The sequence below is a fragment of the Bradyrhizobium sp. USDA 372 genome (assembly GCF_053629095.1).
Window position 1 is genome coordinate 6,446,118 of the sequence record NZ_JBRJHR010000001.1, and the last position, 25,597, is coordinate 6,471,714.

Annotated in this window: 24 protein-coding genes, 1 tRNA gene, 1 pseudogene and 1 riboswitch; of the genes and pseudogenes, 8 read left to right on the forward strand and 18 right to left on the reverse strand. The window is 65.2% G+C overall.

The features are described from left to right. Positions 1 to 6: 6 nt before the first annotated feature. From AB7M16_RS30180 to AB7M16_RS30190, 3 genes are all read left to right on the forward strand, one after another. A complete protein-coding gene (locus tag AB7M16_RS30180) occupies positions 7 to 606 on the forward strand; it encodes a histidine phosphatase family protein (RefSeq protein WP_453946100.1) in 600 nt (199 codons plus the stop codon). 213 nt (positions 607 to 819) lie between these two features. Next, positions 820 to 1,908, forward strand: a complete 1,089-nt coding sequence (gene aroC, locus AB7M16_RS30185) for a chorismate synthase (RefSeq protein WP_172787355.1) — start codon at positions 820 to 822, stop codon at positions 1,906 to 1,908. A gap of 114 nt (positions 1,909 to 2,022) precedes the next feature. Continuing rightward, complete coding sequence (locus AB7M16_RS30190; RefSeq protein WP_453946102.1) at positions 2,023 to 3,213, forward strand: adenylate/guanylate cyclase domain-containing protein; 1,191 nt, start codon at positions 2,023 to 2,025, stop codon at positions 3,211 to 3,213. Between the two features lie 17 nt (positions 3,214 to 3,230). Here the strand turns inward: AB7M16_RS30190 and AB7M16_RS30195 are convergent, their stop codons facing one another. The 6 genes from AB7M16_RS30195 to AB7M16_RS30220 all read right to left on the reverse strand — a co-directional run bounded on the left by AB7M16_RS30195 (position 3,231) and on the right by AB7M16_RS30220 (position 6,848). After that, positions 3,231 to 3,992: a hypothetical protein gene (locus tag AB7M16_RS30195; RefSeq protein WP_453946104.1), complete on the reverse strand. Its 762-nt coding sequence runs from the start codon at positions 3,990 to 3,992 to the stop codon at positions 3,231 to 3,233. A 77-nt stretch (positions 3,993 to 4,069) separates the two neighbouring features. After that, on the reverse strand, positions 4,070 to 4,375 hold the full coding sequence (gene clpS, locus AB7M16_RS30200) for an ATP-dependent Clp protease adapter ClpS (RefSeq protein WP_025034645.1): 306 nt from the start codon (positions 4,373 to 4,375) through the stop codon (positions 4,070 to 4,072). Positions 4,376 to 4,418: 43 nt separating this feature from the next. Next, a complete protein-coding gene (locus AB7M16_RS30205; protein ID WP_172787358.1) occupies positions 4,419 to 4,760 on the reverse strand; it encodes a DUF190 domain-containing protein in 342 nt (113 codons plus the stop codon). Positions 4,761 to 4,762: 2 nt separating this feature from the next. Continuing rightward, entirely contained in the window at positions 4,763 to 5,188 is a 426-nt protein-coding gene (gene crcB, locus AB7M16_RS30210; RefSeq protein WP_453946107.1) for a fluoride efflux transporter CrcB, read from the reverse strand. Positions 5,189 to 5,194: 6 nt separating this feature from the next. Continuing rightward, on the reverse strand, positions 5,195 to 5,584 hold the full coding sequence (gene crcB / locus AB7M16_RS30215; RefSeq protein WP_042336065.1) for a fluoride efflux transporter CrcB: 390 nt from the start codon (positions 5,582 to 5,584) through the stop codon (positions 5,195 to 5,197). Between the two features lie 19 nt (positions 5,585 to 5,603). Beyond that, complete coding sequence (locus AB7M16_RS30220) at positions 5,604 to 6,848, reverse strand: MFS transporter (RefSeq protein ID WP_453946109.1); 1,245 nt, start codon at positions 6,846 to 6,848, stop codon at positions 5,604 to 5,606. Between the two features lie 73 nt (positions 6,849 to 6,921). After that, a riboswitch (Fluoride riboswitch) is annotated at positions 6,922 to 6,998 on the reverse strand. Between the two features lie 231 nt (positions 6,999 to 7,229). Between AB7M16_RS30220 and AB7M16_RS30225 the strand changes: the two genes are divergently transcribed. Beyond that, a complete protein-coding gene (locus AB7M16_RS30225) occupies positions 7,230 to 8,093 on the forward strand; it encodes a DUF1194 domain-containing protein (RefSeq protein ID WP_172787360.1) in 864 nt (287 codons plus the stop codon). A gap of 186 nt (positions 8,094 to 8,279) precedes the next feature. Then, complete coding sequence (locus AB7M16_RS30230) at positions 8,280 to 8,915, forward strand: hypothetical protein (RefSeq protein WP_172787361.1); 636 nt, start codon at positions 8,280 to 8,282, stop codon at positions 8,913 to 8,915. A 3-nt stretch (positions 8,916 to 8,918) separates the two neighbouring features. Here the strand turns inward: AB7M16_RS30230 and AB7M16_RS30235 are convergent, their stop codons facing one another. Beyond that, positions 8,919 to 9,764, reverse strand: coding sequence for a nucleotidyltransferase domain-containing protein (locus tag AB7M16_RS30235; RefSeq protein ID WP_453946112.1), 846 nt, complete (start codon positions 9,762 to 9,764; stop codon positions 8,919 to 8,921). A gap of 111 nt (positions 9,765 to 9,875) precedes the next feature. Here AB7M16_RS30235 and AB7M16_RS30240 point away from each other — a divergent pair, with 111 nt between their 5' ends. Then, on the forward strand, positions 9,876 to 10,475 hold the full coding sequence (locus AB7M16_RS30240; protein ID WP_453946113.1) for a hypothetical protein: 600 nt from the start codon (positions 9,876 to 9,878) through the stop codon (positions 10,473 to 10,475). Between the two features lie 209 nt (positions 10,476 to 10,684). Here the strand turns inward: AB7M16_RS30240 and AB7M16_RS30245 are convergent, their stop codons facing one another. The 9 genes from AB7M16_RS30245 to AB7M16_RS30285 all read right to left on the reverse strand — a co-directional run bounded on the left by AB7M16_RS30245 (position 10,685) and on the right by AB7M16_RS30285 (position 21,959). Then, positions 10,685 to 11,932: a class I SAM-dependent RNA methyltransferase gene (locus AB7M16_RS30245; protein ID WP_453946115.1), complete on the reverse strand. Its 1,248-nt coding sequence runs from the start codon at positions 11,930 to 11,932 to the stop codon at positions 10,685 to 10,687. Then, positions 11,925 to 12,659 carry a TlyA family RNA methyltransferase gene (locus tag AB7M16_RS30250; RefSeq protein WP_172787364.1) on the reverse strand — a complete coding sequence of 245 codons (735 nt, stop codon included), beginning with the start codon at positions 12,657 to 12,659 and terminating at the stop codon, positions 11,925 to 11,927. The genes AB7M16_RS30245 and AB7M16_RS30250 overlap by 8 nt, the downstream gene beginning before the upstream one ends. Positions 12,660 to 12,684: 25 nt before the next feature. Then, positions 12,685 to 13,239 (reverse strand): nucleoside 2-deoxyribosyltransferase, encoded by a 555-nt coding sequence (locus AB7M16_RS30255; RefSeq protein ID WP_453946117.1) that lies wholly within the window; start codon positions 13,237 to 13,239, stop codon positions 12,685 to 12,687. Positions 13,240 to 13,432: 193 nt separating this feature from the next. Then, the gene (gene dxs, locus AB7M16_RS30260; protein WP_172787366.1) at positions 13,433 to 15,361 is read right to left on the reverse strand and encodes a 1-deoxy-D-xylulose-5-phosphate synthase; all 1,929 of its coding nucleotides are present in this window, start codon (positions 15,359 to 15,361) and stop codon (positions 13,433 to 13,435) included. Between the two features lie 630 nt (positions 15,362 to 15,991). Next, a complete protein-coding gene (locus AB7M16_RS30265; protein ID WP_008132970.1) occupies positions 15,992 to 16,243 on the reverse strand; it encodes an exodeoxyribonuclease VII small subunit in 252 nt (83 codons plus the stop codon). A 73-nt stretch (positions 16,244 to 16,316) separates the two neighbouring features. Continuing rightward, positions 16,317 to 17,246, reverse strand: a complete 930-nt coding sequence (locus AB7M16_RS30270; RefSeq protein ID WP_172787367.1) for a histone deacetylase family protein — start codon at positions 17,244 to 17,246, stop codon at positions 16,317 to 16,319. Between the two features lie 122 nt (positions 17,247 to 17,368). After that, positions 17,369 to 19,021 (reverse strand): bifunctional metallophosphatase/5'-nucleotidase, encoded by a 1,653-nt coding sequence (locus AB7M16_RS30275; RefSeq protein WP_453946121.1) that lies wholly within the window; start codon positions 19,019 to 19,021, stop codon positions 17,369 to 17,371. A gap of 179 nt (positions 19,022 to 19,200) precedes the next feature. After that, positions 19,201 to 19,959, reverse strand: coding sequence for an enoyl-CoA hydratase-related protein (locus AB7M16_RS30280; protein WP_271500467.1), 759 nt, complete (start codon positions 19,957 to 19,959; stop codon positions 19,201 to 19,203). A gap of 221 nt (positions 19,960 to 20,180) precedes the next feature. Continuing rightward, positions 20,181 to 21,959, reverse strand: coding sequence for an acyl-CoA dehydrogenase (locus AB7M16_RS30285; protein ID WP_453946123.1), 1,779 nt, complete (start codon positions 21,957 to 21,959; stop codon positions 20,181 to 20,183). A gap of 249 nt (positions 21,960 to 22,208) precedes the next feature. Between AB7M16_RS30285 and AB7M16_RS30290 the strand changes: the two genes are divergently transcribed. After that, positions 22,209 to 22,283: transfer RNA gene (locus AB7M16_RS30290), tRNA-Gln, on the forward strand. Between the two features lie 349 nt (positions 22,284 to 22,632). Here AB7M16_RS30290 and AB7M16_RS30295 read toward each other — a convergent pair. Continuing rightward, on the reverse strand, positions 22,633 to 22,911 hold the full coding sequence (locus AB7M16_RS30295) for a hypothetical protein (RefSeq protein ID WP_172783838.1): 279 nt from the start codon (positions 22,909 to 22,911) through the stop codon (positions 22,633 to 22,635). Positions 22,912 to 23,406: 495 nt separating this feature from the next. Then, on the reverse strand, positions 23,407 to 24,165 hold the full coding sequence (locus AB7M16_RS30300; protein WP_453946125.1) for an SDR family NAD(P)-dependent oxidoreductase: 759 nt from the start codon (positions 24,163 to 24,165) through the stop codon (positions 23,407 to 23,409). 164 nt (positions 24,166 to 24,329) lie between these two features. Between AB7M16_RS30300 and AB7M16_RS30305 the strand changes: the two are divergent. Beyond that, positions 24,330 to 25,595, forward strand: a pseudogene (locus AB7M16_RS30305) (extracellular solute-binding protein). Positions 25,596 to 25,597: the final 2 nt, after the last annotated feature.

Sequence of the window (25,597 nt, forward strand, 5' to 3'; positions counted from 1 at the left end):
GCTCAAATGCCCGGGCTTACGATCTACTATCTTCGCCACGGCGAGACCGAGTGGAATGCGCTCGGCAGGCTTCAGGGCACCAGGGACGTTCCGCTGAACGCACGAGGCCGCAGCCAGGCCGTGCACGCCGGCGCCGTTCTGGCCGAACTGTTCAAGCGCGACGGACGCGACAAGGCCGCGCTGCCCTACGTGTCGAGCCCGCTCGGCCGTGCGCGCCAGACCATGGAGCTCGCGCGCGGCAAGCTCGAATTGCCGCCTGCCGATTACGCGCTCGACGATCGTCTGCGCGAGATCGGCTACGGCACCTGGGAGGGGCTGACGCTGGCTGAGAGCGAGGCGAAGGATCCGGACATTTACGCAAGGCGCCTTGCCGACAAATGGACCGTGGGGCCTGCGGGCGGGGAGACCTACGCCGACGTGCAGGTCCGCGTGCGCGCCTGGTACGACCAGCTCCGGACCGACACCGTCGCGGTGGCCCATGGCGGGACCTGCCGGGCTCTGATGGTGTCCCTGGGGCTCGAGACACCCGCCAGCGCCGCCGAGCTCTATATAGAGCAGGGCGCCGTCTACGTGTTCCGCGACGGGCGGCTGGAGAAGTTCACTTAGGGCAGCCCCATCCCCATCGTCGTGCCCGGGCTTGTCCCGGGCATCCACGCACTTTACCTCCCGACCTAAGAACGTGGATGGCCGGGCCTTCGCCTCGCCGAAGCGGCTTCGGCCGCGCAGGCGGGACGGCCCCGGCCATGACGACGCTGGCGGCCATTTGACCCCTCATCGAGAGCGCGTTACCACACGCCGGGATCGAACCTGCGAGTAGCGATGTCCTTCAACACCTTCGGCCACATGTTCCGCGTCACCACCTTCGGCGAGAGCCATGGGGTGGCGATCGGCTGCGTGGTCGACGGCTGCCCGCCGATGATCCCGCTCACCGAGGCCGACATCCAGCGGGATCTCGACCGCCGGCGTCCCGGCCAGTCGCGCTTTACCACCCAGCGCCAGGAGCCGGACCAGGTCAAAATTCTCTCCGGCGTGATGGCGCATCCGGAGACCGGCGTGCAGGTGACGACGGGCACGCCGATCGGCCTTCTGATCGAGAACACCGACCAGCGCTCGAAGGACTATTCCGAGATCAAGGACAAGTTTCGTCCCGGACACGCCGACTTCACCTATGAGGCGAAGTATGGCCTGCGCGATTATCGCGGCGGCGGGCGCTCCTCGGCGCGTGAGACCGCGATGCGCGTTGCCGCCGGCGCCATCGCGCGGAAAGTGCTGCCCGACGTGAAGGTGCGGGGCGCCTTGGTGCAGATCGGTCCGCACAAGATCGATCGCGACAAGTGGGATTGGGACGAGATCGCCAGAAATCCGTTCTTCTGTCCCGACAAGGACAAGGCCGCGTTCTTCGAGACCTACCTCGACGGCATCCGCAAGAGCGGCTCCTCGATCGGCGCGGTGATCGAGGTCGTCGCCGAAGGCGTGCCGGCAGGTCTTGGTGCTCCGATCTACGCCAAGCTCGATTCCGATCTGGCGGGTGCGATGATGACCATCAACGCGGTGAAGGGCGTCGAGATTGGCGCCGGTTTTGGCGCGGCAGAACTGACCGGTGAGGAGAACGCCGACGAGATGCGCTCCGGCAATGACGGCACGCGCTTCCTGTCCAACCACGCCGGCGGCGTGCTGGGCGGCATCTCCACCGGACAGCCGGTGGTGGTGCGCTTCGCGGTGAAGCCGACCTCGTCGATCCTGCAGCCGCGTCTCACCGTCGATCGGCAAGGCACCGAGACCGAGATCTTCACCAAGGGCCGCCATGACCCCTGCGTCGGCATCCGTGCCGTCCCCGTCGGCGAGGCCATGATGGCCTGCGTGCTGGCCGATCACTTCCTGCGCGATCGCGGGCAGGTAGGACGTTGACGCCCTTCCACCTCTTTCCCGCTGGGGAGAGGTGAAGACACCTCGGTGACAATGTCGCGGTACTAGCCCACCGTGCAGCTTGACGACCCCGCAACTTCGTCCGCAAATGCAGCCATGAACAGCTCCGAGCTTCAGCGCGTCTGCAACTGGCTGATCGACGGCGTCTGGTCGGCTCAGGAGCCGGCCGAGATGATCGCCGATTTCTGCGAACGTCTGGTCGCCGCCGGCTTGCCGCTGTCGCGTTTCGGCATCTTCATCCGCACGCTGCATCCCGAAGTCTTCGGCCGCAACTTCATCTGGCGGCAGGGCCAGGATGTCGAAATCGGCAGCGTCGATTTCGAGGTCCTGGACACACCGCAATTCGCCCGCAGCCCGCTTCGCGTCGTGTTCGAGCAGGGCATCGAGGTCAGGGGCCGCGCAAGCGATCCCGACAGCAGGCGATTTCCGTTCCTCGAAGAGATGCATGCCGAAGGCGCGACCGACTATATCGCGGTGCCGTTGCGCTTTCTCGACGGCTCCGTCCACGCAACGAGCTGGATCACGCAGCATCCCGATGGCTTCAGCGACGACGACATCGCGGCCATCCGAGCCGTCATAGCCCCGCTCGCGCGCGTCAGCGAGATCATCAGCCTGCGCCGCACCGCCGAGATGCTGCTCGACACCTATGTCGGCAATCGCGCCGGCGCGCGCATCCTCGGCGGCCAGATCCGACGCGGTCACAACGACACCATGCAGGCGGCGATCTGGCTGTCGGACCTGCGCGGCTTCACCGCGCTGTCGGACCGGCTGCCGGCCGAGACGGTGGTCGAGATCCTCAACCAGTATTTCGACTGCCAGGTCGCCGCGATCCGCGGCCATGGCGGCGAGGTGTTGAAATTCATGGGCGACGGCCTGCTCGCCGTGTTTCCGATCGACGAATATGTCGGCGATGCCGCCCATGTCTGCGCGCGCGTATTGGAGGCCGCGCGCGAATCCCGCGCCAGCGTCGAGGCGCTCGCCGTTCCGGTCGGCGACGTCGTCGAGCGCTTCCGCTTCGGCGTCGCGCTGCATGTCGGCAACATCCTTTACGGCAATATCGGCGGCGGCAACCGCCTCGACTTCACCTGCATCGGCCCGGCGGTCAATCTCGCCGCAAGGCTGGAGAAGATCACGGGACGCCTGGGGCGGACCGTCGTGGCCTCGGAAGGTTTTGCCAATGTCTGCCGCCATGATTGGCACCAGCTCGGCGAGTTTCCGATCGCGGGATTTTCCAAGGCGCAGCGCGTATATGGGCTGGCGGAGGAGACGCCGGTGGTGATGGCCTAGAGGCGCCGACGACCGCCTTAGCCGCCACGAACATAGGACTGCCTCAGACCGAGCGTCAGCACCCTCAAGGTGATCCACAGCCGTAGCATGGCGAAGCTGAAGATGAAGACGAAGTAGATCAGGTTCTTCGTGAACTGCGTCGCCGACGAGGTCTGCCAGAAGTTCCAGATCGCGGTCCGCACCGCTTCCTGTCCATAGGCGAGGGCGACGTCGATGAGGCCGAGGATGATGACGGCGGCGCCGAGCCACAGCCCACGCCGTGCGAATTCGCCGATCGCGGCAAACAGGGCGACCTTGCCGTCATCGCGCTCGGCACGGATGATCATGTGCAGGACGATGGCCGCGATCCATGCGCTCCAGAATCGCCCGGCATGGGTGAACTGGTCGAACGCCATGCCGTCCAGGCCCGCCAAGAGATGGTACGAAGCCTCAATGCCGGCCGCTTTGGCACTCAGCGCCGCCGCGATCATCAAGAGCATGATCCGCCACAGGATCGAGAAGGAGAGCTTGAACTGCTCGCCCAGTGTCAGCGTACCCAGCGAGGATTGACCGCCCGCTGCCTCGATCGATTGTTGCGCCGTCGCAAAGAAGGCCAGCAGGACCGAAATGTTGGAAATGATGATTGCGGGCAGCGCCACGGCGCCGCCGCCGAACGCGATCACGCGCATCGCAGCCGCCAGGATCAACCAGGGCAGGGCATGCAGGAGCTTGAAAGGACCGAACGAGGTCTCCTGGCGGGCCGGCTTGAGTTCGAGCTGTTTGCGCAGTGCGACTGTCATCGCATTGTGGTGACACAGGAGACTAAACCTGCGGTAGCACGGATCGCTAAAATTGACCCGAAGCAGGCACTCGGCGCCTACTCCTCCGGCTCTGTGGTGAACAATAGCGGATAGCCCTTGGCGCGGCCGGCGTCGGTGGCGCGCGTTGCCTTGGTTTCGGCGACGTCCTTGGTGAATACGGCCACCACGCAGGCGCCAAGCTTGTGCGCGGTGATCATCACCTTGTAGGCCTGATCCTCGGTCATGCGGAATTCGGCCTTCAGCACCATGGTGACGAATTCACGCGGCGTGTAGTCGTCGTTGATCAGGATGACCTTGTGCAGCTTCGGCCGCTCGACCTTGGTCTTCGTCCTGGTTTTCGGCTTGGTGACGGTGTCGTTCATTCCGCCTCCTGGCACGGCGGGCTCGGGTTCCGGCCGGAAGCGATTAGCTCGCGGCCTTCGCACCATATTGCAGGACCTGCACCTTCTCCAAGGTGATCAGACCGCTCGACATCATGCCGTCCAGGATGGGCAGGAATGCGTTGATGTTGTCCTCGCTGTCGACGATCTCGATCAGCAGCGGCAGGTCTTCCGACAGCCGCAAGATCTTCGAGGTGTGCAGCCGGCTGGACTTGCCGAAGCCCATCGGACCGCGCAGCACGGTGGCGCCGGCCAGATGTCGCTCGCGCGCAGTCATCACGATCGCCTCATAGAGCGGCTTGCCGTCATAATGGTCGCTCTCCCCGATGAAGATCCGGAGCGAAACTGCCTGATCGGGGATTTGCATGGTCAGCTCCTTGCCAGGCGATTGTAGCGGCTCGCCATCATATGCCCTGCCCACACCGACACCAGCCAGCAGATCACGGACGCTGCGACATAGGCGAGCGCGGTGTACTTCATGCCGCCGTGGAGCAGGCGGAAGGTCTCCAGGCTGAAGGCCGAGAAGGTGGTGTAGCCGCCGCAAAACCCGGTCATGACGAATTGTCGGTGCTCGGGCCGCGCCAGCACGCGGCCGTCCGGGCCGGTCAGCGTCGCGTAGAAGCCGATGATCAGGGAGCCCGTCGCGTTGATGAACAGCGTCGCGACAGGAAAGCCCGGCCCGGTGTCGAGCACAAGCCCGACCAGGTAGCGCGTCAGCCCGCCGACGATGCTGCCGGCGGCAACCCAGGCGTAGAGCACAAGGCTGCGCCAGCGTTCGGCAGAAGGTGAGCTCATCAGCCTCTAGCCTCCCAGGCGATCCGCAAGCAGGAAGCCGCAGCTGACGGCGGCGAGGCACAGCCCGACCGAGCAGGCGACATTGCCGAGCGCCGAGAGCGGCTCGCCGCCACGCGCGAGCGTCAGCGTTTGCAGGCTGAACGAGGACACCGTGGTGTAGCAGCCGAGAAACCCGGTCACCGCGAACAGCCATGGTGTGGGTGAGGCGAAGACCGAGCCCGGATGCGTCGCCAGCGCGCCGAAAATGCCGATGAGGAAGGCGCCGGTGACGTTGATGGTCATGGTGCCCCACGGAAACGTTTCACCCAGCCGCCGCGCGATCGCACCGGAGACGAAATAGCGCGCGCAACCGCCCAGCGCGCTGCCGATCACGATCGCAATTGCCCCGCTCAGCAAGACGAACAGTCCCCCGTCATCACTTGCTCCCTACCGCAAGACCCTTGCCGACGGCGAGCAGCCCCACCAGCGAAACCAGCGCGAAGCCGAGCCCGGCAAGAAACGTTCCCGCCGGGCCATAGGCGTCCCACAGCGCACCCGCGATCACGCTCGCGGCTAGCAAGGCAAGCCCGGTGAACAGGTTGAAATAGCCGAAGGCGGTGCCGCGCAGCGCGGGCGGCGCGGCGTCGGCGACAAGGGCGGAGAGCAGCCCTTGCGTCAATCCCATATGCAGTCCCCACAGCACGACGCCGAGCGCGAGGCCAGCCAGGTTCGGCAGCAGAGCCAGCGCGAGGTCGGCGCCGGCGAGGAAGACGATGCCGAGTGCGAGCAGGCCGGTGCGGTTGATCCGGTCCGACAGCACGCCGGCCGGATAGGCGGAGAGCGCGTAGGCGATATTCATCAGCACCAGCACGGCCGGCACCCACATCGCATTGAGCCCGATGTTCTGCGCGCGCAGGATCAGGAAGGCCTCGCTGAAGCGCGCGAGCGTGAATACGACACCGACGGCGACGACGCGCCAATAGACCGCGCCGAGCTGGCGCATCGCGGCGAGATTGAGCGGATTTTCTGCAGGTTTGCGGCTCGGATCGGGCTCCGGCTCCTTCACCGCGAACGCGATCAACCCAAAGGACAGGAACGCCGGCAGCACCGCCACCCAGAACACGAGCGCAAAATTGTCAGCCGTCCACCACATCAGGCCGATCGCCACGAGCGGTCCGACGAAAGCACCGATCGTGTCGAGCGATTGCCGCAGGCCAAAGCTCGCGCCGCGCAGGCCGACGGGGGCGATGTCGGCGATCAGCGCATCGCGCGGCGCGCCGCGGATGCCCTTGCCGACGCGATCGATGAAGCGCGCGGCGACCAGCCATCCGACGCTGGGCGCGAGCGGGAACAGCGGTTTTGTCAGCGCGGCCAGTCCGTAGCCCAGGGCAGCGAGCAGCTTGCGGCGGCCGAGCCAGTCCGACAACGCACCGGAGAAGATCTTGGTGATCGAGGCGGTCGCCTCGGCAATGCCCTCGATGAAGCCGACGGTGAGCGTGGAGGCGCCGAGCACGGTGACGAGATAGACCGGCAGCAGCGCGTGGATCATCTCCGAGGAGATGTCCATCAGCATCGAGACGAAGCCGAGCACCCAGATCCCTCTGGGCAGCGTCGCGCGCACGGCCTTCGGTGTCGTCATCGTCACGTCTTCATCGTCCTCCGGCCCGCCGGCCTTCGTCATCAGGCAACAAAAAACCCGCCATCGGCGGGTATGTCCATGCTCCCGCCAAAGGCCGAGGCTCAAGATTGCCTCTCCTCAAGCAGGAGTCATCAGCCCACGAGGTCATCGACCGCCGGGCGGTTGTCGGGGGACTCCATCCCCATCTGTGCGACCAACCCTAGCATGGAAATCGTGCCGGACAAGTGGGCGGGGTCGCGCCTCCACTGGCTCTTCGAGCCGCCCCGGAATGACTGTGCGAGTGATCGCACCTGTTCCCCGCTTGTCAGCCCTATGGCCGCAACACGCAGCAGCGATGCACTTGAATGTGAAGCACAAGCGATCTTCGCGCTTTGCGGCAAGCCGATTGCATGTCACCATCGCGTCATACGACGGGAGACTGCGATGCGTTTGCTGTTCTCGATCGGGGCTGTGCTGGTGGCCGGCATGTTTGCCGGGGGGGACGTCGCGGGCATCGCGGCACCAGGACCCAAATTCGAATCGTCCAGAAGTCAACCGCAGCGGCTTGCGGCCGACAAGGACGCGCAGACCGTCGATGTCGAGCTGGTCCTCGCGGTCGACGTATCCTACTCCATGGACATGGACGAGCTCGCGATCCAGCGCGAGGGCTACGCACAGGCGATCCAGTCGAAGGAGTTCCTGCAGGCGCTGAAGCTCGGCCCGAACGGCCGCATCGCGGTGACCTATTTCGAGTGGGCCGCCTCCAGCGACCAGAAGATCATCATTCCCTGGCGGCTGGTCGATGGTCCGGAGACGGCGGATGCGGTTGCCGCCGAGATCATGAAGACGCCGATCCGGCGCGCTTCGCGCACCTCGATCTCCGGCGCGATCAACTTCGCGATGCCATTGTTCGACGAGGATCCCTATCGCGGCCTGCGCCGTGTCATCGACATTTCCGGCGACGGTCCGAACAACAATGGCGGCCCGGTCACGGTGGCGCGCGATGCCGCCCTGGAGAAGGGCATCGTCATCAACGGCCTGCCGATCATGGTCAAGGAGCCGTCCTATTCGACCATGGATATCGACAATCTCGATTTCTACTACGAGGACTGCGTCATCGGAGGGCCGGGCTCCTTCGTCATCACGATCAAGGACCGCGACAAGTTCAAGGAAGCGATCCGCACCAAGCTGCTGATGGAAGTCGCCGGCCGCACGCCGGAGCGCCCGGTGATGCGCGTCGCCGACAAGGAGCCGCGCGTCAATTGCCTGATCGGCGAGAAGATCTGGTCCGATCGCTGGGGACGGTGAGGGTGACGGGGTATCCCGGCGGGATCATGCCCGCTGAGACCTTTTGCCCGCCCGGCCGATGCTCGCGCTTAACGGCTCGTTAACGGGTGCGTGGCCCTAATCGCATGGTTTCTGTTCGTTCCCGCCGGCATCCTGACATGCCCCAGCGAGCGAAAACGGGTTTGTCAGGCCCGTCCGAGCAATCCAATGGCCACCGTCACATCGAGCACCAGCCAGATTTCCCCCGCCAACGAGCGGCTGTATCGCCAGAGCGCTCTGATCGGCGACTGGAAGGGCAATTGGGTGGGCAACAACCAGCCGGTCGGCTTCAAGGTCGTCAACATCCGCGGTGCCCGGGCGCAGGTCGAGTATACCCATAACGGTCACACCGAGCGCGGCTTTGCCGAAGTTCAGGGCACGCTCATCACCTTTGGCGGCGTCACGGTCGGGACCAAGGACGGCAAGAACATGGTGATGCTGTTCTCCTTCGGCGGCGCCGGCAAGCAGACCGCCAATCTGGAGAAGCAGGCTCCCCCGGCCTCCGACAGCCGCCTCATGGGAAGCTGGGGTGGCTATTCCAGCGAGAACGGCAAGAGCGCGAGCTTCAAGGTGCTGGCCGTCAATGGCAAGGAAGCCCAGGTCAGCGTCACCACCGACGGCGTCACCCGCCAGGGCACCGGCTACGTCTACAAGAACGTCATCATGTTCGGCCAGGCGCAGATCGCGAGCGATGACGGGCAGAACGGCAAGATCACCTACCAGGTTGGCACCAAATCCTTCGTGGTGCCGGTGACGAAATATCCGCCGGCGGATTCGTCGTCGTCCGTCGACAGGACGGCATAGCGTTCACGGCGCGCTGCCGCCGGGTCGCGTCAGCATCTTCAATTGCTGGTCCACCTGCCGCAGCATTGCGCAGGCCTGCGCGAAACTGCCATCAGCGACGAGTTGCCAGATCCGGTCGGACTGCTCCACGAGGTGCGGGATCGTCAGCGGCAAGCCGGCTGCCTCCTGCAGCGCCCCCTTCTCGTTGATCAGATAGCGCTCGTTCAGTGCGAACAGCACCTGCGCGACGCAGGCGAGTGATCTGTAGAGACACCCGGCGATATGGGTCCGCTCGTTGCGTGCGGCGGCGAGCTCGGCATTTTCGATGCTGAACAGGACCTCCCATTGGAAGCGCCGGATCAGGGTGCTGCGCAGAGGCTCCGGATAGGGAAGTGCGATCGACTTGAGCCGGGCGATCACGCCATTCGGATCGTGCAGCGGCTGACAATATGCGATCTCGCCCATCCAGATCGCCGAGCAGAAGCCATGCGGATGGCCGGGTTGGTAGGTCATGAGGACCGTACCGTACCGGCAGGCCGACATGACGCGCTCGACATCATCGACGTTACGGTACAGCAGATCGACCTTTCGTCCCTCGATCGAAAGCCACGCTCCGCCGACGATCCACGATCCCCATTCGTTAATTCTCGTCACGATCGCGGCGTCGGGATCGTCGGCGATGTTCTTCACCACTGTCAGCAGTCGATCCGTGTCGAACCGAGCGGCGTTGGAGCGGTACAGCCCGATGTCATAGTCGGAGGAGGAATGCGCAGTGCCGCGCGCGCGCGAGCCGCCGAGCACCACGGCCTGGACGCCGGGTACCGCGGCAAGAACGGGTGTGAGGCGGGTGAGCAACGGATCGTGCGGCATCAGACGCGGTTCCCCGAAAGACTTGCGGCCGCGAGGGCCGGCGCGGTCACTCCGCTGGCATTGATGATGGTCGGGGAGTATAGTTTTGCAGCGTTTTAGACGGTAGCCAGAATGTTCGACCTTGCACGTTCATGCGCTCTTGCAGCTCTCGCATTGCTCTGCCTCGGCGGAGGGACGGTTCATGCGCAAGTCGCGCCGCTGCGATATTGGATTCCCGGCGGGCCTTTCGGCCTTGGCGGTGCTGCCGGCTTGAGCTCAGACACCTATGGCAACCTTGCGAGCTTCAACGCCGGAGAGGCCGATTGGCGTGCGAGCTCTGCGAACGGCTTCTTCATCGGCCGCGAACGCGCCGATTTCGGATTGAGCGGCTTCAACCAGGCGGGCTCGTTCGGCAATTCCGGCGCGCTCTCCTATGACAGCACGCGGTTCGGCTACAACATGAAGACGGCTGGCGGCATGCCCGTCACCTTCTTTGCCGGATTCGACACGCTGAAATACGGCAACGGTATCGGCAGCTCGCTGGCGCCGCTCACCTCCAGCGCCGCGCCCGGTTATGGCGGGTTTGCTGGTGTCGAATTCAAGCCGACCTCAAATCTCAGCCTGTCGTTCGGCGTCGGTTACACCCAGCAGGATTCGGGCCGCATGGACAGCGATATCAGATCGAACATGCTGCCAGGCGAATCGCCGGCGCTGAGCGGCCTTCGGCGCTAGGGCGTGATCAAATGAGGCTTGATCGCGCAACGACGGAGGTGCGCTCCCTCTCCCGCTTGCGGGAGAGGGTTGGGGAGAGGGTGCTTCAGCAATGGGACAATCCCCTAGAGGAGAAAGCCCTCACCCACGCCTTCGGCGCGACCTCTCCCGCAAGCGGGAGAGGTTGCACCGAGCCCGTGGCAATCGAATCAACCTAAAGCCATTCGGCGTTAGCGACTAAATTTCGCCACCAGCTCGACATGCGGCGTGTGGCGGAACTGATCGACCGGCGCCACGGCCTCCAGCCGGTAGCCGCCGTCGATCAGCAGCCGTGCGTCGCGGGCAAAGGTTGCGGCGTTGCAGGACACGGCGACCACGACCGGCACCTTGCTTGCGGCAAGCTTCAGCGCCTGCGCCTGCGCGCCCTGGCGCGGCGGGTCGAACACCACGGCGTCGAAGTCGCGCAGCTCCTGCGGCACCAGGGGGCGGCGGAACAGGTCGCGCGGCTCGCATTTGATCGGCTTCAGGCCCGGCGTCCGCGCGGCTTTCGCCAGCGCCGCGACGGCACCCGCGTCGCTGTCATAGGCGGTGACGCGCGCCTTCTCCGCGAGCCTTAGCGCGAACGGGCCGACGCCGCAGAAGAGGTCGAGAACCTCCCTGGCCTTGCCGATGCGCTCGGCGACGAGTGCCGCAAGCGTCTCCTCGCCCGCCACGGTCGCCTGCAGGAACGAGCCCGGCGGCAGCGTCACCTCGGCGCGGCCCATCCGCACCGTCGGCGGCAGCCGTTGCAGCACCAGCTCACCATGCCGCGTCAGCCGCGCCAGGCGGTGCTGTTCGGCGACGCGCGACAGCGCCGTAGCGAGCGCCGTCGGCAGCGGGCCGGAGCCGCGCACGTCGACATCGAGGCCGCCTGCGGTCGCGGTGACCTGGATGTCCAATGGCTTGGTCACCGGCATCTTGGACGTCAGCGGCTCCGCCAGCGCCCAGGCGGCATCGAGCGCGCCGTCGAGCGCGGGATCGAGGATCGGACAACGATGGATCGGGATGACGTCGTGCGAGCTCGCAGCCGAAAAGCCGACCTTGAGGATGTCGTGCGTGCCGAACCGGCCGTGCAGCGTGATGCGCCGGCGCCCGGCGCCGTGGGCGTCGACCAGCGGCGCCACATCGCAATCGATGCCGGCCTGCGCCAGCGTCTCCACCACGATGCTGCGCTTCCAGGCGCGATACGGCTCCGCCGCCCAATGCTGGATGGCGCAGCCGCCACACACGCCGAAATGCGGACAGAACGGCTCGACGCGTTCCGGGCTTGCGAGCTTCACCGCCAGCAGCTTGCGGCGGTCGGGATGATGGCCCACGACGTGATCGACCTCGACGGTCTCGCCGCCGAGCGTGTAGGGCACATAGATTGCTTCGCCGGCGTCGCGGCAGACGCCGTCGCCGCGATGGCCGACATGATCGATCTTGATGCGCTCAACCACGGCGCGCGCCCAGGAAGAATTCGATATTGCCGTCGCCGCCGGTGATCGGCGAGGGGAATATTTCGATCTCGGTGCAGCCGAGCGACGCCGCGAAGGCCGCGATGTCGTCGCAGATCTCCCGGTGCACGGCGGCATCGCGGATGATGCCCTTCTTGTTGTGCTTCCTGTCAGCCTCGAATTGCGGCTTGATCAACGCCAGCAGGCTCATCGGCGCGGCCGCCAGCGACAGCGCCACCGGCAGCACTGATTTCAGCGAGATGAAGCTGACGTCGATGACGACGACATCGGGGCGCGCCGGCAGGCGTTTGCCGTCATAGCTGCGGATGTCGGTCTCCTCCATCGACACGATCTTGGGGTGATCGCGCAGCGAGGGATGCAGCTGGCTGGTGCCGACATCGACCGCGAACACCAGGCTCGCGCCGTTCGCCAGCAGCACCTCGGTGAAGCCGCCGGTGGATGCGCCGACGTCGAGGCAGACATGGTCCTCGATGTCGATCGGGTACCGTTCCAGCGCACCGGCGAGCTTGACGCCGCCGCGGGAGACGTAGGGGTGCGCGGGCTCGGCCTGGATCACCGCATCCTCGGCGATCGTCTCCGACGGTTTCAAGACCTGCTTGTCGTCGGCCGTGACGAGGCCGGCCTCGATGGCCGCGCGGGCCCGCGCCCGGCTCTCGAACAGGCCGCGCTCGACCAGCAATACATCCGCGCGCTTGCGGGCAGGGGACATCGGTTCACTCGAGAAGGACTGGCGCTTATGTAGCGATCAATCGCGCGGCCGCCATCCGGACGCAAGTCTCGAACGCGGCAAGATCGTGCCAGACGTCGATCGGCATCGTGGCCGGTGTCACCAGCGGGCAGCCGTGCAGCTCCAGCGCATGGATCATCATGAGATTGTCGACGAGCCCGAAATCCTCGACCGTCAGCCCCTGGGCATCGACCAGCCGCCCGTCCTCGGAGGTGACCTCCATGAAGCGCGAGACGCGGTCGGCATAGGCGGCGCCGTCGTTGGAATAGGCGAGACAAAACTTGCCGCGTCCGGCCATGTAGCCAAGCTCGTAGACGGTGCCGGGATCGGCGCCGGCACCGCGGAACGGCGTCAGGTTGGCGATGATGGCATCGGCCGCGTCCATCATCGCCTCGTTGCCGCAAAAGATCTGCCGCGAGGCGTCGGGCGCAGAGAGGTCGACGGCGTTGTCGAGGGGATAGAGGCCGGTCAGCCCGTGCGTCGTGCAGATATCGACCTTGCGCCGGCCAATCTCGACGGCATCCGGCAGGAACACGTCGGGACCTGCCAGATAGATTTTCATGGGACTACCGACCAAGAAGGCATCGAGTTGCCGCGGCGTCGGCGGTGCAAAACCTCTCCCGGAGGGAGAGGTCGCGCCGAAGGCGCGGGTGAGGGGTTACGCTCTCACGTGGGACCTGAACCCCTCACCCGGATCGCTTGCGCGATCCGACCTCTCCCTATGGGAGAGGTGGGTCCGGTGCCCGTACGACGTATCAAGCCAGCTTGACCGTCTCGGCCTTCACGTCCTTGCCGAGCGCCTCGAACACCTTGGCGACGATGCCCTTGGCGTCGAGGCCGGCGCGGGCGTACATCGCGGCCGGGGTGTCGTGATCCTGGAACACGTCGGGCAGCACCATCGAGCGGAACTTGACCATGCCGCTGTCGAGCACGCCCTGGTCGGTCAGGTACTGCGCGACATGCGAGCCGAAGCCGCCGACCGAGCCTTCCTCGATCGTGATCAGGATCTCATGGTCGCGCGCGAGCTTGAGCACCAGCTCGGTGTCGAGCGGCTTCATGAAGCGCGCATCGGCGATCGTCGTGGACAGGCCGTGGGCGGCGAGCTCGTCGGCCGCCTTCTCGCATTCGGCGAGGCGCGTGCCGAAGGAGAGCAGCGCGATCTTGCTGCCCTGGCGGATCATGCGGCCCTTGCCGATCTCGAGCGGAATGCCGACCTCGGGCATCTCGATGCCGCGGCCTTCGCCGCGCGGATAGCGCAGCGAGCTCGGGCGGTCGTTGATCGCAACCTGGGTCGCCACCATGTGCACCAGCTCGGCTTCATCGCTAGCTGCCATGATCACCATGTTGGGCAGGCAGCCGAGATAGGCGTTGTCGAACGAGCCGGCATGGGTCGCGCCGTCGGCGCCGACGAGGCCGGCGCGGTCGATGGCGAAGCGGACGGGCAGGTTCTGGATCGCGACGTCGTGCACGATCTGGTCGTAGCCGCGCTGCAGGAAGGTCGAGTAGATCGCGCAGAACGGCTTGTAGCCTTCGGTCGCAAGACCGGCGGCAAAGGTCACCGCGTGCTGCTCGGCGATGCCGACGTCGAAGGTGCGGTCGGGGAAGGCCTTGTTGAAGATGTCGACGCCGGTGCCCGACGGCATCGCCGCGGTGATGGCGACGATCTTGTCGTCCTTCTGCGCTTCCTTGACGAGGCTCTGGCCGAACACGTTCTGATAGGCCGGCGCATTCGGCTTGGCCTTGGCCTGCGTGCCGGTCGCGACGTCGAACTTGACGACGGCGTGATACTTGTCGGCGGAGGCTTCCGCCGGGCCGTAGCCCTTGCCCTTCTGCGTCACGACGTGGACCAGGATCGGGCCGGTCTCCATGTCGCGGACGTTCTTCAGCACGGGCAGGAGATGGTCGAGGTTGTGGCCGTCGATCGGGCCGACATAGTAGAAGCCGAGCTCCTCGAACAGCGTGCCGCCGTCCATCATGAAGCCGCGGGAATATTCCTCGACGCGATTGGCGCGGTTGGCGAGGATCTTGGGCAGGCGCTTGTTGATCTGCTTGGCCGCATCGCGCAGCGTGCGATAGGTCTTGCCGGAGTAGAGGCGCGACAGATAGGCGCTCATGGCGCCGACCGGCGGCGCGATCGACATGTCGTTGTCGTTGAGAATGACGATCAGGCGCGAGTTCATCGCACCCGCATTGTTCATGGCCTCATAGGCCATGCCGGCCGACATCGCGCCGTCACCGATCACGGCGATAACGTTGTTCTTGCCGCCGGAGAGGTCGCGCGCCACGGCCATGCCGAGGCCGGCGGAGATCGAGGTCGAGGAATGCGCCGCGCCGAACGGATCGTAATCGCTCTCGCTGCGCTTGGTGAAGCCGGACAGGCCGCCGCCGGTGCGCAGCGTGCGGATGCGGTCGCGCCGGCCGGTGAGGATCTTGTGCGGATAGGCCTGGTGGCCGACGTCCCAGATCAGCCGGTCGCGCGGCGTATCGAAGACGTAATGGATCGCGGTGGTGAGCTCGACCACGCCGAGACCCGCGCCGAAGTGACCGCCGGTCACCGAGACGGCATCGATGGTCTCCTGCCGCAGCTCGTCGGCAACCTGGCGAACCTGCTCGACCTTGAGCTTGCGCAGGTCTTCCGGTGTCCGGATGGTGTCGAGAAGCGGCGTCTTACTGTATGCGTTCACGGCGATTTCCAATTTGTCAGCACCGGAAGGTCATTCCGGTGCGCGATGGGTTTGCACAATATCGGCGCAGCGCGAGTCCTATAACCGTCGGAGCCACCTGCACGGGGCAAGGCCCCGCCTTCAAGCTTAGGTAAGCTTAAGTGCGCTCCGGTTCAGTCTCTGTGATCCCTGTCACTTAGATCGGCTTCGTCCGTCCCAAGCCAATTTCAACAGCAGTTTGAAGCACTTGTCGTCGGTAATCAGTGCCCACGCAAGGCTCGCAAAAAGCCACACTCCGCGCAGCTTTACACCAAAGCTTGGGCCAAAGCCAACCCGCTGGGCCGATTAGGGGTATGCAAGTGCAACTCGCGGGCCAGAGTGGTTAACCTTGGCCGGGGGTAAGGGGTTCCGGCCTTGCTCGGTTCCTGGCTGGCTTTTTTGCCCGGAACGGAGCTTTTCTCGCCTTCAAGGCCCGATTCTGGGGCGGGGACGTTATCGATTTACTCCCGGAACCGCTGCCGGCCGGGAACTGCGCCGTGCGATCCCAAAAGGATGCAGCGGCCACGCTCCCCGCGAAGACATTTTGCGCGGACCTGTCGTCGCGTCTCGCGCGGCCCTGGGTGGTCAGGAGACTGAGCGGGAAAGCACTCTTTATTGGACGTCGAGCGGCGCAGTGCCGGTGGCCTGGCCGCTGGCATCGGTGGTGATCTTGTCGACGCGCGCCTCGGCCTGGCGCAGCAACTCCTCGCAGCGGCGCTTCAGCGCCTCGCCACGCTCGTAGATCGTCACGGATTCCTCGAGCGGCACCTTGCCGTCCTCGAGCCGCTTCACGATCGTTTCGAGTTCCTCGATCGCGCGCTCGAAGGTGAGCCTGGAGACGTCGACTTGCGTATTTTCGGCCATATCCGTTTCCGATTGCCCGCTTCGCTTCACCTTGGAGAAAGCAGAGTTTTGCGGGCGTAATGTGGCGGGTGCGTCAAGCGCCCATCAGGGCGCCGACATGCGCCGTAACAGATTCTTTCAGTCCCTGCAGGTCATAGCCGCCCTCGAGCACCGAAACAATGCGGCTACCAGCGGTCTTGTCGGCGAGATCCATCAGCTTGCGCGTCACCCAGGCATAGTCCTCCGCGCGCAGGTTCAGCGAAGCCAGGGGATCGCGATAATGCGCGTCGAAGCCGGCCGAGATGATCAGCAGCTCGGGGCTGAATTTCTCGAGCTGCGGCAGGATCAGATTCTCGAACGCTGAGCGGAATTCCGGGCCGCCATCCTCGGAGGCGAGCGGCGCATTGACGATGGTGTCGTGATCGCCGCGCTCGCCCTTGGCGCCGGTGCCCGGAAACAGCGGCATCTGGTGCGTCGAGCAATACATCACGGTCGGGTCCGACCAGAAGATGTCCTGCGTGCCGTTGCCGTGATGCACGTCGAAATCGACGATGGCCGCGCGCTTGATGCCGTATTTGCGCTGGGCGTGGCGCGCGGCGATCGCGACGTTGTCGAAGAAGCAGAAGCCCATCGGCTTGCCGATCTCGGCGTGATGTCCGGGCGGGCGCACCGCGACGAAGGCGTTGCGATGCTCGCCCGCCATCACCGCTTCGGTCGCCGCCACCGCGCCGCCGACGCCGCGCATCACCGCCTCCCACGTGCCGGGGGACATCGAGGTGTCGCCGTCGATATAGACCTGCCCGCTGGTCGGGGCGATGTGGCGCAGCTCGGTGACGTAGTGCTCGTTGTGGCAGAGCGTGACGAGATCGAGATCGCCCTCCGGCGCCTCATCGCGCGCCAGGAACTGGAAGCGCTCATGCGACAAAGCTTCTTCCACCGCGCGCAGGCGATCCGGCCGCTCAGGGTGTCCCGGCGGCGTGACATGGTCGAGGCAGGCCTTGTGGGAAAGGAGAAGCGTGCTCATCAGGTCGGCCTCATGGGATGCGGGCTTTTGCCGTCGTTGGCGCATCCGGCGCCAAAACGCAATGCAAAACCCAATCTAGGCGCTTGGCCGGGAATGGCAAAGGCCTGCCCGCTTGATCCGGATCAATCCACCCGCAGGATGCGGGTGGGCGGCAGCGGACCGACCGGCCCGTGCGCCCTAAAGAACGCGAACAGCGCGTCCGCATCGTAGCCGCCATATTGCGGCGCCGTGCCCTGCTTGGCGACGGTAAACCCATCTCCGCCGACGGCGAGGTAATCGTTCAGCGTGACGCGGTAGCCGCTTCCAGCCTCGATCGGCCTGCCGTTGAGCGTCATCCTCTCGAGGCTGATGCGCTCGCCGAACGGCTTTGAAGCATCCCAAGTATAGCTGAAGCCGTTCGACACCTGGAGAATCCGCGGCCGCTTCGGGTCCAGCCATTGCTGCTCGAGCATGTCCTTGAGCTGGCTGCCCGTCAGCGTCATGGTGACGAGGCGGTTGCGGAACGGCTGGCTGGCGAAGACGTCGCCGAACGTGATGGCGCCGTTCTCCTTCGGAACGATGTCGGTGCGGATGCCGCCGGGATTGGTGAGCGCAATGACAGCGCTGCCATCCTTCGCATCGCGGGTTGCGAGCAATTGCGCGTCGGCGATGATATCGCCGAGCGCGCTTTCGCCGGCCTCGTTCGGCACGCGCGACAATGTCTGCGTCACCGAGCCCGCGGGCCGGTTGGCGATCGGCGCGGAGAGCTTGTCGTAGGCGTCGATCAATGCGGTCTGCTCGGGATCCCTGGCCAGCGAAGCATTGGCGACGATGACGTTCTCGGCCTTCGCGCCGACGATGTCGCGCGTTGCGGGATCGAGCTTGAGGTCGATCGCGGTGACGAGCGTGCCGTATTTGTCGCCGCTGGTGACGAGACGCCCGTCGATATCGCAGACATAGGCGCGATGGGTGTGGCCGCTGACGACGACGTCGACGGCACGGTCGAACTTCCTGACGATGTCGACGATCGGTCCCGTGATCGCAGGGCATTCATTGTAGTCGCCGGCGGGATCGCCGCCCTGGTGGATCAGCACCACGATCGCTTCGACGCCGCGCGCCTTCAGCTGCGGCACCAGCGCGTTCACCGTCTCGGCCTCGTCGCGGAATTCGAGCCCGGCAATGCCCGCTGGCGAGACGATGCCGGCGGTCTCCTTCAAGGTCAGGCCGATGAAGCCGACGGGAACGCCGTCGAATTCCCGGATCTCGTAGGGCGGCAGCACGCTCTTGCCGGTCGCAGTCTCGACGGTGGAGGCCGCGAGATAATGGAATTTGGCCCCCGCGAAGGGATGCGGTCCCTGGCAGCCGTCGACGGGATGGCAGCCGCCGTTCTGCATGCGCAGGAGCTCGGTCTTGCCCTCGTCGAATTCGTGATTGCCGACCGAGCTGATCGCAAGGCCCATCATCGAGAGCGCCTCGATCGACGGCTCGTCGTGAAACATCGCCGACAGAAACGGGCTCGCGCCGATCAGGTCGCCCGCGGCGACGAAGACGGTGTTCTTGTGCCCTTCGCGCAGCTGCTTCACCAGCGTCGCCATGTACTCGGCGCCGCCGGCCGCCACCGTCACCTTCCTGGATTTGTCCTCGGGGTCATTGATGCGGATGCCGCCCGGCGGCGGCCGCAGATTGCCGTGGAAATCGTTGATCGCGAGAACGCGCAGCTCGACGGGGGCTGCGCTCTGGGCCGAGGCGGGCAGGGTGGCGAGGGCGAGTGCGGCAAGGATGGATGGGCAATGCATGGAATTGAGTCTAGTCGTTCGGCGCGAAGATTTCACGAAAGTTCTCGCCGTCATTCCGGGGCGACGCGTAGCGTCGAGCCCGGAATCCATTCATCCGCCAGTTCTGCCGCTTGATGGATTCCGGGTTCGCGCTTTGCGCGCCCCGGAATGACGCCGGAGGTGGGGCGACGCGCAGCACCTCACCGCTTCTTCCTGTTCGCGAACGCATTGAACGCGGCAATCGCCTCTTCCGACTTGAGCCGGTCGCCGAACAGATGGCCTTCCTGGTCGATGCGGCGGGTCAGCTCTTCGGGTGGGGCGCGCAGCAGCTTGCGCGAGGTCGCGACAGCCTCGGCCGGCAGCCGGCAGAGCTCGCGCGCCACCTTGCGCGCCTCGACCTCGGTGTGTCCCGGCGAGACCACGGTGTTGACGAAGCCTGCGGCATGGGCCTCCGCGGCCGTGAAGCTGCGCCCCATCACCAGCATCGCGAAGGCGCGCTGATAGCCCATCGTGTTCGGCATCAACAGGCTGGCCGCGCCGACCGGCACCAGCCCGAGATGGATGTAGGGCGCGGAGAAGGTCGCCGCGTTCGAGGCCAGCACATAATCGCAGTGGAACAGCATCACGGTGCCCATCCCGATCGAGGCGCCGTCGACGGCTGCGATGATCGGCTTGGCATTGAGGGCGAGCGAGTAGAGGAATTTGACGCCGTTCGACAGCATCTCGGGCCGCGAGGCGTCGGCGTGGAGAAAATCGTCGATGTCGTCCCCGGCGGTGAAGACGCCCGAGCCGCCGGTGATGATCATGCAGCGGATGTCCGGATTGTTCTGGGCGGTGTCGATGGCGTGGCTCATCTCCCGGTACATGTCCTGGGTGATCGCGTTCTTCTTGCCCGGGCGGCGCAGGGTGATCACGCGCGTTCCGCGCTCTTCGGTGACGACGATATTGCCATTCGCCATGAGAGCCCCCTTGCGCTCGCCGCTTCGCGAGTCTCGCCGGGCAATAGCCTACATCATCCCGCAGGCGTGCCAATGCGCTGGCTCAACCTTTTCGGCGTATTCCCACATGGCACCGTAGCGCATCGCAACAATTGCGACAAAACGCTTGGAAGAATCGGTGATCGCCCACGAGAGACGCCGGCCCGGATTACGCTGCCGCGCCATCCGGGCCATAGGCTTTCTTAACCCAGCAGCACCGCATCCGCCGCCGCGACCGATTCCGCGCTCTCCGTCACGGTGCGCTCGAGCGCGCCGGCCTGCACCGTAATGTTCTCGGCGAAAAATCGCGCCAGCGAGACGTAGCGCGGCGCATCGCCGAGGCCTTCGGCCTTGGCGGCGAGCGCTTCGGAGGCGAGCAGGCAGCCGCCGAGCGTCGCGCCGAATTGCTGCAAATAGGGCGTCGCGCCCGCAAGCGCGTCGTTCGGAGCGGAGGCAACGCGCTCCAACAGCCATTTGCTGCTGCGCGTGAGCGCCTCCAGCGCCTCGCGCAGCTTGGCGGCCGTGGTGCCGAAGGCGGGATCGTTGGACGCCTCCACCTTCTTGACGGTTGCCGAGAGCTCGTCGAGCAGCGCCCACACCGAAGCGCCGCCATTGGCAGCTAACTTGCGCGTGACGAGATCGATCGCCTGGATGCCGTTGGTGCCCTCGTAGATCGCGGTGATGCGGGCATCGCGGTAGTGCTGGGCCGCGCCGGTCTCCTCGATGAAGCCCATGCCGCCATGCACCTGCACGCCGAGATAGGCGACCTCGTTGCCGATATCGGTGGAATAGGCCTTGGCCATCGGCGTCAGCAGCGCCGCGCGCGCAGCTGCTTCAGTGCGTACCTTCGGATCCTTGGCGCGGATCGAGACGTCGATCGCGACCGCCGTCGCATAGCAGATGGTGCGCGCGGCCGCGGTCTGCGCCCGCATCCGCATCAGCATGCGCTTGACGTCGGGATGCACGAAGATCGCATCCGAGCCGTCGCCTGTCTTGCCGACCGCGCGGCCTTGGCGGCGCTCCTGCGCGTACGACAGGGCCTGCTGGTAGGCGCGGTCGGCGACGCCGACGCCCTCCAGGCCGACGCCGAGGCGGGCCTGGTTCATCATCGTGAACATGCAGCGCATGCCCTGGTTCTCTTCGCCGATCAGAAAGCCGATCGCGCCGCCATGATCGCCCATGGTCATGGTGCAGGTCGGCGAGGCATGCATGCCGAGCTTGTGCTCGACGCCGCTGGCATAGATGTCGTTGCGCTGCCCCAGCGAGCCGTCGGCGTTGACCATGAACTTGGGAACAAGAAAGAGAGAAATCCCCTTGGTGCCGGCGGGCGCATCGGGCAGACGCGCCAGCACGAAATGCACGATGTTGTCGGTCATGTCGTGCTCGCCATAGGTGATGAAGATCTTCGTCCCCTTGATGCGATAGGTGCCGTCCGCCTGCTTTTCGGCGCGGGTGCGCAGCGCGCCGACGTCGGAGCCGGCCTGCGGCTCGGTCAGCTGCATCGTGCCGGTCCATTCGCCGGAGACGAGCTTTTCGAGATAGATTGTCTTCAGCTCGTCGCTGCCATGGGCATCCAGCGCCTCGATCGCCGACGCCGTCAGCAGCGGGCAGAGGCCGAAGGCGACGTTGGCCGCGCTCCAGATCTCGGAGCAGGCGGCGTTGATCGCGAGCGGCAGGCCCTGGCCGCCGAAATCTTCGGGGCCGGACACCGCGTTCCAGCCGCCCTCGGTCCAGCGCTTGTAGGCGTCAGGCCAGCCCGGCGCGGTCGTGACCTTGCCGCCCTCGAGCTTGATGCCGTGCTCGTCGCCGACCTTGTTGAGCGGCGCCAGCACGTCGGTTGCGAATTTGCCGGCTTCCTCCAGCACGGCCGCGGCAATGTCGGCGTCGAAATCGCCGTAATGGCCGGCCTCCAAGGCGGCCTTGAGGCCCGCGCCATGGTTGAGCGACAGCAGCATGTCAGAAATCGGCGCGCGGTAGGTCATGGCTCACTCCCCGAGAACAATTGTTGGCGCCGTATTCCCATGAAACGGGGGCGGTCTCAACTGCCGGGACGCAGGATCGTCTGGCCGGAACGGGCAGGCCATTCGGGCCCAGAATAGAGTGTTGGCCGCCAGCCGCCTGGCCCTTTTTGCCCCTCCAGGCGGTTGAAATGCCCCGCCGCTCCCTATAGACCGGCAGCGACCGACGGGAATCTGCGGGTGCCGGTTCGACCCGTTCCGTTCGTCGTCTGTTGGGGCGTAGCCAAGCGGTAAGGCAGCGGATTTTGATTCCGCCATTCGGAGGTTCGATCCCTCCCGCCCCAGCCAGCTTCCCCGTTCAGCAAGATCGCAAGGCGGTCGACTGGTTCGGGCAAAGCGCCCAAGGATGCGCCCAAGCGCGATCAGTTCAGCCTTCCAAGCAGTCTCCGGATGATTTTCCGCAGGTTTTCGGCGTACTCATCGACGACCTGACGCCTCTCGGTCGATGGCGGCAGCTGACGTTCGTCGTCCCCGTCCGGCGGCGGGCTATCCGTCTTGGATCTGCCCCGGATGATGGAGGCGATCGGCTTTGTCACTTTCACGGAACGTCTGACCTCTGGTGCACGACGCGCGTCGTGCAGGCTAAGGGTCAATTGCATCTGCGGCCTTCACACAAGTTAAGCCGCCGGGGCGGGCCTTAGGTGCACGAGGCGGTCGGATCGCACTTCGGGCAGCGCCCGTCTGCGGCTGCGCCGAGCTGACGGCCAAGCTCGGCCCTGAGGGCCTCCTTGTCCCATTCCGCGCCGTCGCATCTGACGATCCGCTTGGCACGTTCGAAGGCGTGGCTCTCGGCGGCGTCATCGCCGATGCGGACGATCACGTCGCAATGGAAGGGGCAGGCCGTCGTCGCGCGGGTCGTCTCCAGGGCATAGCGCACGACCTCGGTGAGATCGTCGGTGTCAATGTCGGCAAGCATGTCCGTTCTCCTGATCGGGCGTCGTCCGTTGCCGAGAAAGCGGCGCCGGCAATGCCTCGGATTCCGAACGTCGCTCGCTCCGGCAAGGGGCCTCGAAAAAGCGTTCCCGACGCCGACACAAGGCTATAGTCCGTGTCACAAACCTGTCTTGATCCAGCTCAAGGCCGCGGATGCTCTCGATTGGCAACTTGCCCACAAGCGCTGCGCGAGATCTTGGCCGCTTCCCGCGTGACTCCGTTCAGGACATTTGCCTAAGTATTGGCCCGCAATTTCAAGGCCGCCGCGCCGCGCGCATATTTACGGGATGGAGCGCAACGTCATCTTCAAGTGCCCCCGCACGGGCATGAACGTGCAGCACTGGCTTCCCGGCACAGCCTCCGACGCCGCGGACACGCACGTCCCCGTCCGCTGTCCAGCTTGCGCTTCGCTGCACTTCGTCAATGTCGCCAGCGGCAAGACGTTGAGCGAGGGCATCGGCCGGCCTCGCGCGACATCTCAGACCCAGCCGCCGTCGACGATGTAATGCTGGGCGGTGCAGGCGGAGGCCTCGTCGGAGGCGAGGAAGACGGTGAACTTCGCAACTTCGTCCGGCATGAGCCTGCGCTTCAGGCATTGTCGCTGCTGCAGCTCGATCTCGCCGGCCGGCGTCATCCATTTCTCGAGCTGCCGCTCGGTCATGATCCAGCCCGGCGCGATCGCATTGACGCGGATGTTGTAGGGGCCATAGTCGCGCGCCAGCGAGCGCGTCAACCCGATCACGCCTGACTTGCTGGCGGTGTAGGCGGCCATGCCGCCTTGTCCTGCGATCCACGACACCGAGCCGAAATTGATGATCGCGCCGGCATTGGCCGCCTTCATGTCCGGCAACACGGCCTGCGATGCAAAGAACTGGTGCTTCAGATTCACCGCGATGCGGTCGTCCCAATAGTCCGGCGTCATCTCCTCGGTGTTGTGCCGCTCGTCATGCGCGGCGTTGTTGATCAGGATGTTGATCGGGCCATGAGCCTTGCGTGCCGCGACGACGCCGGCACGCAGCGCGCCGATGTCGGTGAGATCGACGTGCTGGAAATGCGCGGCCAGTCCCTGGTCGGACAGCTCACGTGCCAGGCGCTGTCCCTCGTCGATCTTGATGTCGAAGAACACCACCTTGGATTTCTGGTCCGCAAAACGGCGCACGATCGCAGCGCCGATTCCGGCTGCGCCACCGGTGACGAGCACGACCTTGCCAGCGAGGTCGGAATAGATGGCGGCCATTGGGCACCTCGTTTTGTTGCGGCCGGCGCGGCGGGCCGCGACCGACTCTTTTTTGAACCTTAGCCATTCCGCTGGTGAGGTGCATAGATCAGATTTTGTGTTGCGTACCTCAAAAATTGAGGGCAGGATTGCGTCAAAGAATAACAGTCGGTTGGGAGGATGTGATGAGATCGCTCGGGAAACTGGGACTCGCTGCTGTCGCATGCCTGCTTTGGGCCAGTTCCGCGTCAGCCGACACCACGGTCAAATGGCTGCACATCGAGGTCAACCCGGCCCAGGTGAAGATCTGGGAGGAGGTCGCGCGCAGCTATGAGGCGTCGCACCCCGGTGTGAAGGTCGAGATGCAGTTCCTCGAGAACGAGGCCTACAAGGCCAAGCTGCCGACCATCCTGCAATCGAAGGACCGGCCGCACATCATCTATAGCTGGGCCGGCGGAGTGCTGAAGACCCAGATCGAGGCCGGCGTCCTGGAAGACATCACCGATACTGTGAAGAGCGGCGGCTACAGCGACACGATCGCACCGGCAGCACTCGCCGCCTTCACCAGCAACGGCAAGGTCTATGGCCTGCCGACCGCGCTCTCGTAGGTCGGCTTCCTCTACAACAAGGATTTGATGGCCAAGGGCAATGTCGATGCAAGCAAGATCAAGACATGGGACGATCTGCTCGGCGCGGTGAAAACGCTGAAGGCCGCGGGTGTTACGCCGATCGTGGTCGGCGGTGCCGACAAATGGCCGCTGCATTTCTACTGGACACATCTCGCAGTGCGCGTCGGCGGCAAGCCGGCCTTCGATGCAGCGCTGAAGGGTGAGAATGGCGGCTTCGCGGGGGAGACCTTCCAGAAATCCGGCGAACTGTTCAAGCAGCTGGTCGATCTGCAGCCGTTCCAGAACGGCTTCCTCGGCTTCAAGAACCCGCAGGCCGTCGGCTATTTCGGTGATGGAAAGGCCGCGATGATCCTGGCCATCTCGTCCTTCTATCACACCCAGCGCGCACTCGCCGCCGACAAGGTCGGTCTCAGCGACGACAAGCTTGGCTGGTTCGATTTTCCGGTCGTACCCGGCGGCAAGGGTGAGCCGTCAGACACGCTCGGCGGCATCACCGGCTGGTTGATCACCAAGGGAGCGCCCAAGGAAGCCACCGACTTCCTGAAATTCTTCATCTCCAAGGACGTGCAGGCGCGGCTCGCGGCCGGCAACTTCATCGTTCCCGTCGTCAAGGGCGGCGAGGCCGGCCTCAACAGCACCTTCATGAAGCAGATCGCGGCCAACCTGGCGAAGTCCAACTATCATCAGAACTTCTACGACCAGAGCCTCGGCCCGTCGGTCGGCCGCGTCGTCAACGACGTCACGGCTGAGATCGCCGGCGGCAGCATGAGCCCGCAGGACGCTGCGAAAGCCATCGAAGCGGCGTACAAGCAAGGTAACTGACG

What these genes read in the sequence shown, in the direction of transcription:
- AB7M16_RS30180 (WP_453946100.1), top strand. Translation starts at nt 7, where the DNA reads ATGCCCGGGCTTACGATCTACTATCTTCGCCACGGCGAGACCGAGTGG.
- aroC (WP_172787355.1), top strand. Translation starts at nt 820, where the DNA reads ATGTCCTTCAACACCTTCGGCCACATGTTCCGCGTCACCACCTTCGGC.
- AB7M16_RS30190 (WP_453946102.1), top strand. Translation starts at nt 2,023, where the DNA reads ATGAACAGCTCCGAGCTTCAGCGCGTCTGCAACTGGCTGATCGACGGC.
- AB7M16_RS30195 (WP_453946104.1), bottom strand. Translation starts at nt 3,992, where the DNA reads ATGACAGTCGCACTGCGCAAACAGCTCGAACTCAAGCCGGCCCGCCAG.
- clpS (WP_025034645.1), bottom strand. Translation starts at nt 4,375, where the DNA reads ATGAACGACACCGTCACCAAGCCGAAAACCAGGACGAAGACCAAGGTC.
- AB7M16_RS30205 (WP_172787358.1), bottom strand. Translation starts at nt 4,760, where the DNA reads ATGCAAATCCCCGATCAGGCAGTTTCGCTCCGGATCTTCATCGGGGAG.
- crcB (WP_453946107.1), bottom strand. Translation starts at nt 5,188, where the DNA reads ATGAGCTCACCTTCTGCCGAACGCTGGCGCAGCCTTGTGCTCTACGCC.
- AB7M16_RS30220 (WP_453946109.1), bottom strand. Translation starts at nt 6,848, where the DNA reads ATGACGAAGGCCGGCGGGCCGGAGGACGATGAAGACGTGACGATGACG.
- AB7M16_RS30225 (WP_172787360.1), top strand. Translation starts at nt 7,230, where the DNA reads ATGCGTTTGCTGTTCTCGATCGGGGCTGTGCTGGTGGCCGGCATGTTT.
- AB7M16_RS30230 (WP_172787361.1), top strand. Translation starts at nt 8,280, where the DNA reads ATGGCCACCGTCACATCGAGCACCAGCCAGATTTCCCCCGCCAACGAG.
- AB7M16_RS30235 (WP_453946112.1), bottom strand. Translation starts at nt 9,764, where the DNA reads ATGCCGCACGATCCGTTGCTCACCCGCCTCACACCCGTTCTTGCCGCG.
- AB7M16_RS30240 (WP_453946113.1), top strand. Translation starts at nt 9,876, where the DNA reads ATGTTCGACCTTGCACGTTCATGCGCTCTTGCAGCTCTCGCATTGCTC.
- AB7M16_RS30250 (WP_172787364.1), bottom strand. Translation starts at nt 12,659, where the DNA reads ATGTCCCCTGCCCGCAAGCGCGCGGATGTATTGCTGGTCGAGCGCGGC.
- AB7M16_RS30255 (WP_453946117.1), bottom strand. Translation starts at nt 13,239, where the DNA reads ATGAAAATCTATCTGGCAGGTCCCGACGTGTTCCTGCCGGATGCCGTC.
- AB7M16_RS30265 (WP_008132970.1), bottom strand. Translation starts at nt 16,243, where the DNA reads ATGGCCGAAAATACGCAAGTCGACGTCTCCAGGCTCACCTTCGAGCGC.
- AB7M16_RS30270 (WP_172787367.1), bottom strand. Translation starts at nt 17,246, where the DNA reads ATGAGCACGCTTCTCCTTTCCCACAAGGCCTGCCTCGACCATGTCACG.
- AB7M16_RS30275 (WP_453946121.1), bottom strand. Translation starts at nt 19,021, where the DNA reads ATGCATTGCCCATCCATCCTTGCCGCACTCGCCCTCGCCACCCTGCCC.
- AB7M16_RS30280 (WP_271500467.1), bottom strand. Translation starts at nt 19,959, where the DNA reads ATGGCGAATGGCAATATCGTCGTCACCGAAGAGCGCGGAACGCGCGTG.
- AB7M16_RS30285 (WP_453946123.1), bottom strand. Translation starts at nt 21,959, where the DNA reads ATGACCTACCGCGCGCCGATTTCTGACATGCTGCTGTCGCTCAACCAT.
- AB7M16_RS30295 (WP_172783838.1), bottom strand. Translation starts at nt 22,911, where the DNA reads ATGCTTGCCGACATTGACACCGACGATCTCACCGAGGTCGTGCGCTAT.
- AB7M16_RS30300 (WP_453946125.1), bottom strand. Translation starts at nt 24,165, where the DNA reads ATGGCCGCCATCTATTCCGACCTCGCTGGCAAGGTCGTGCTCGTCACC.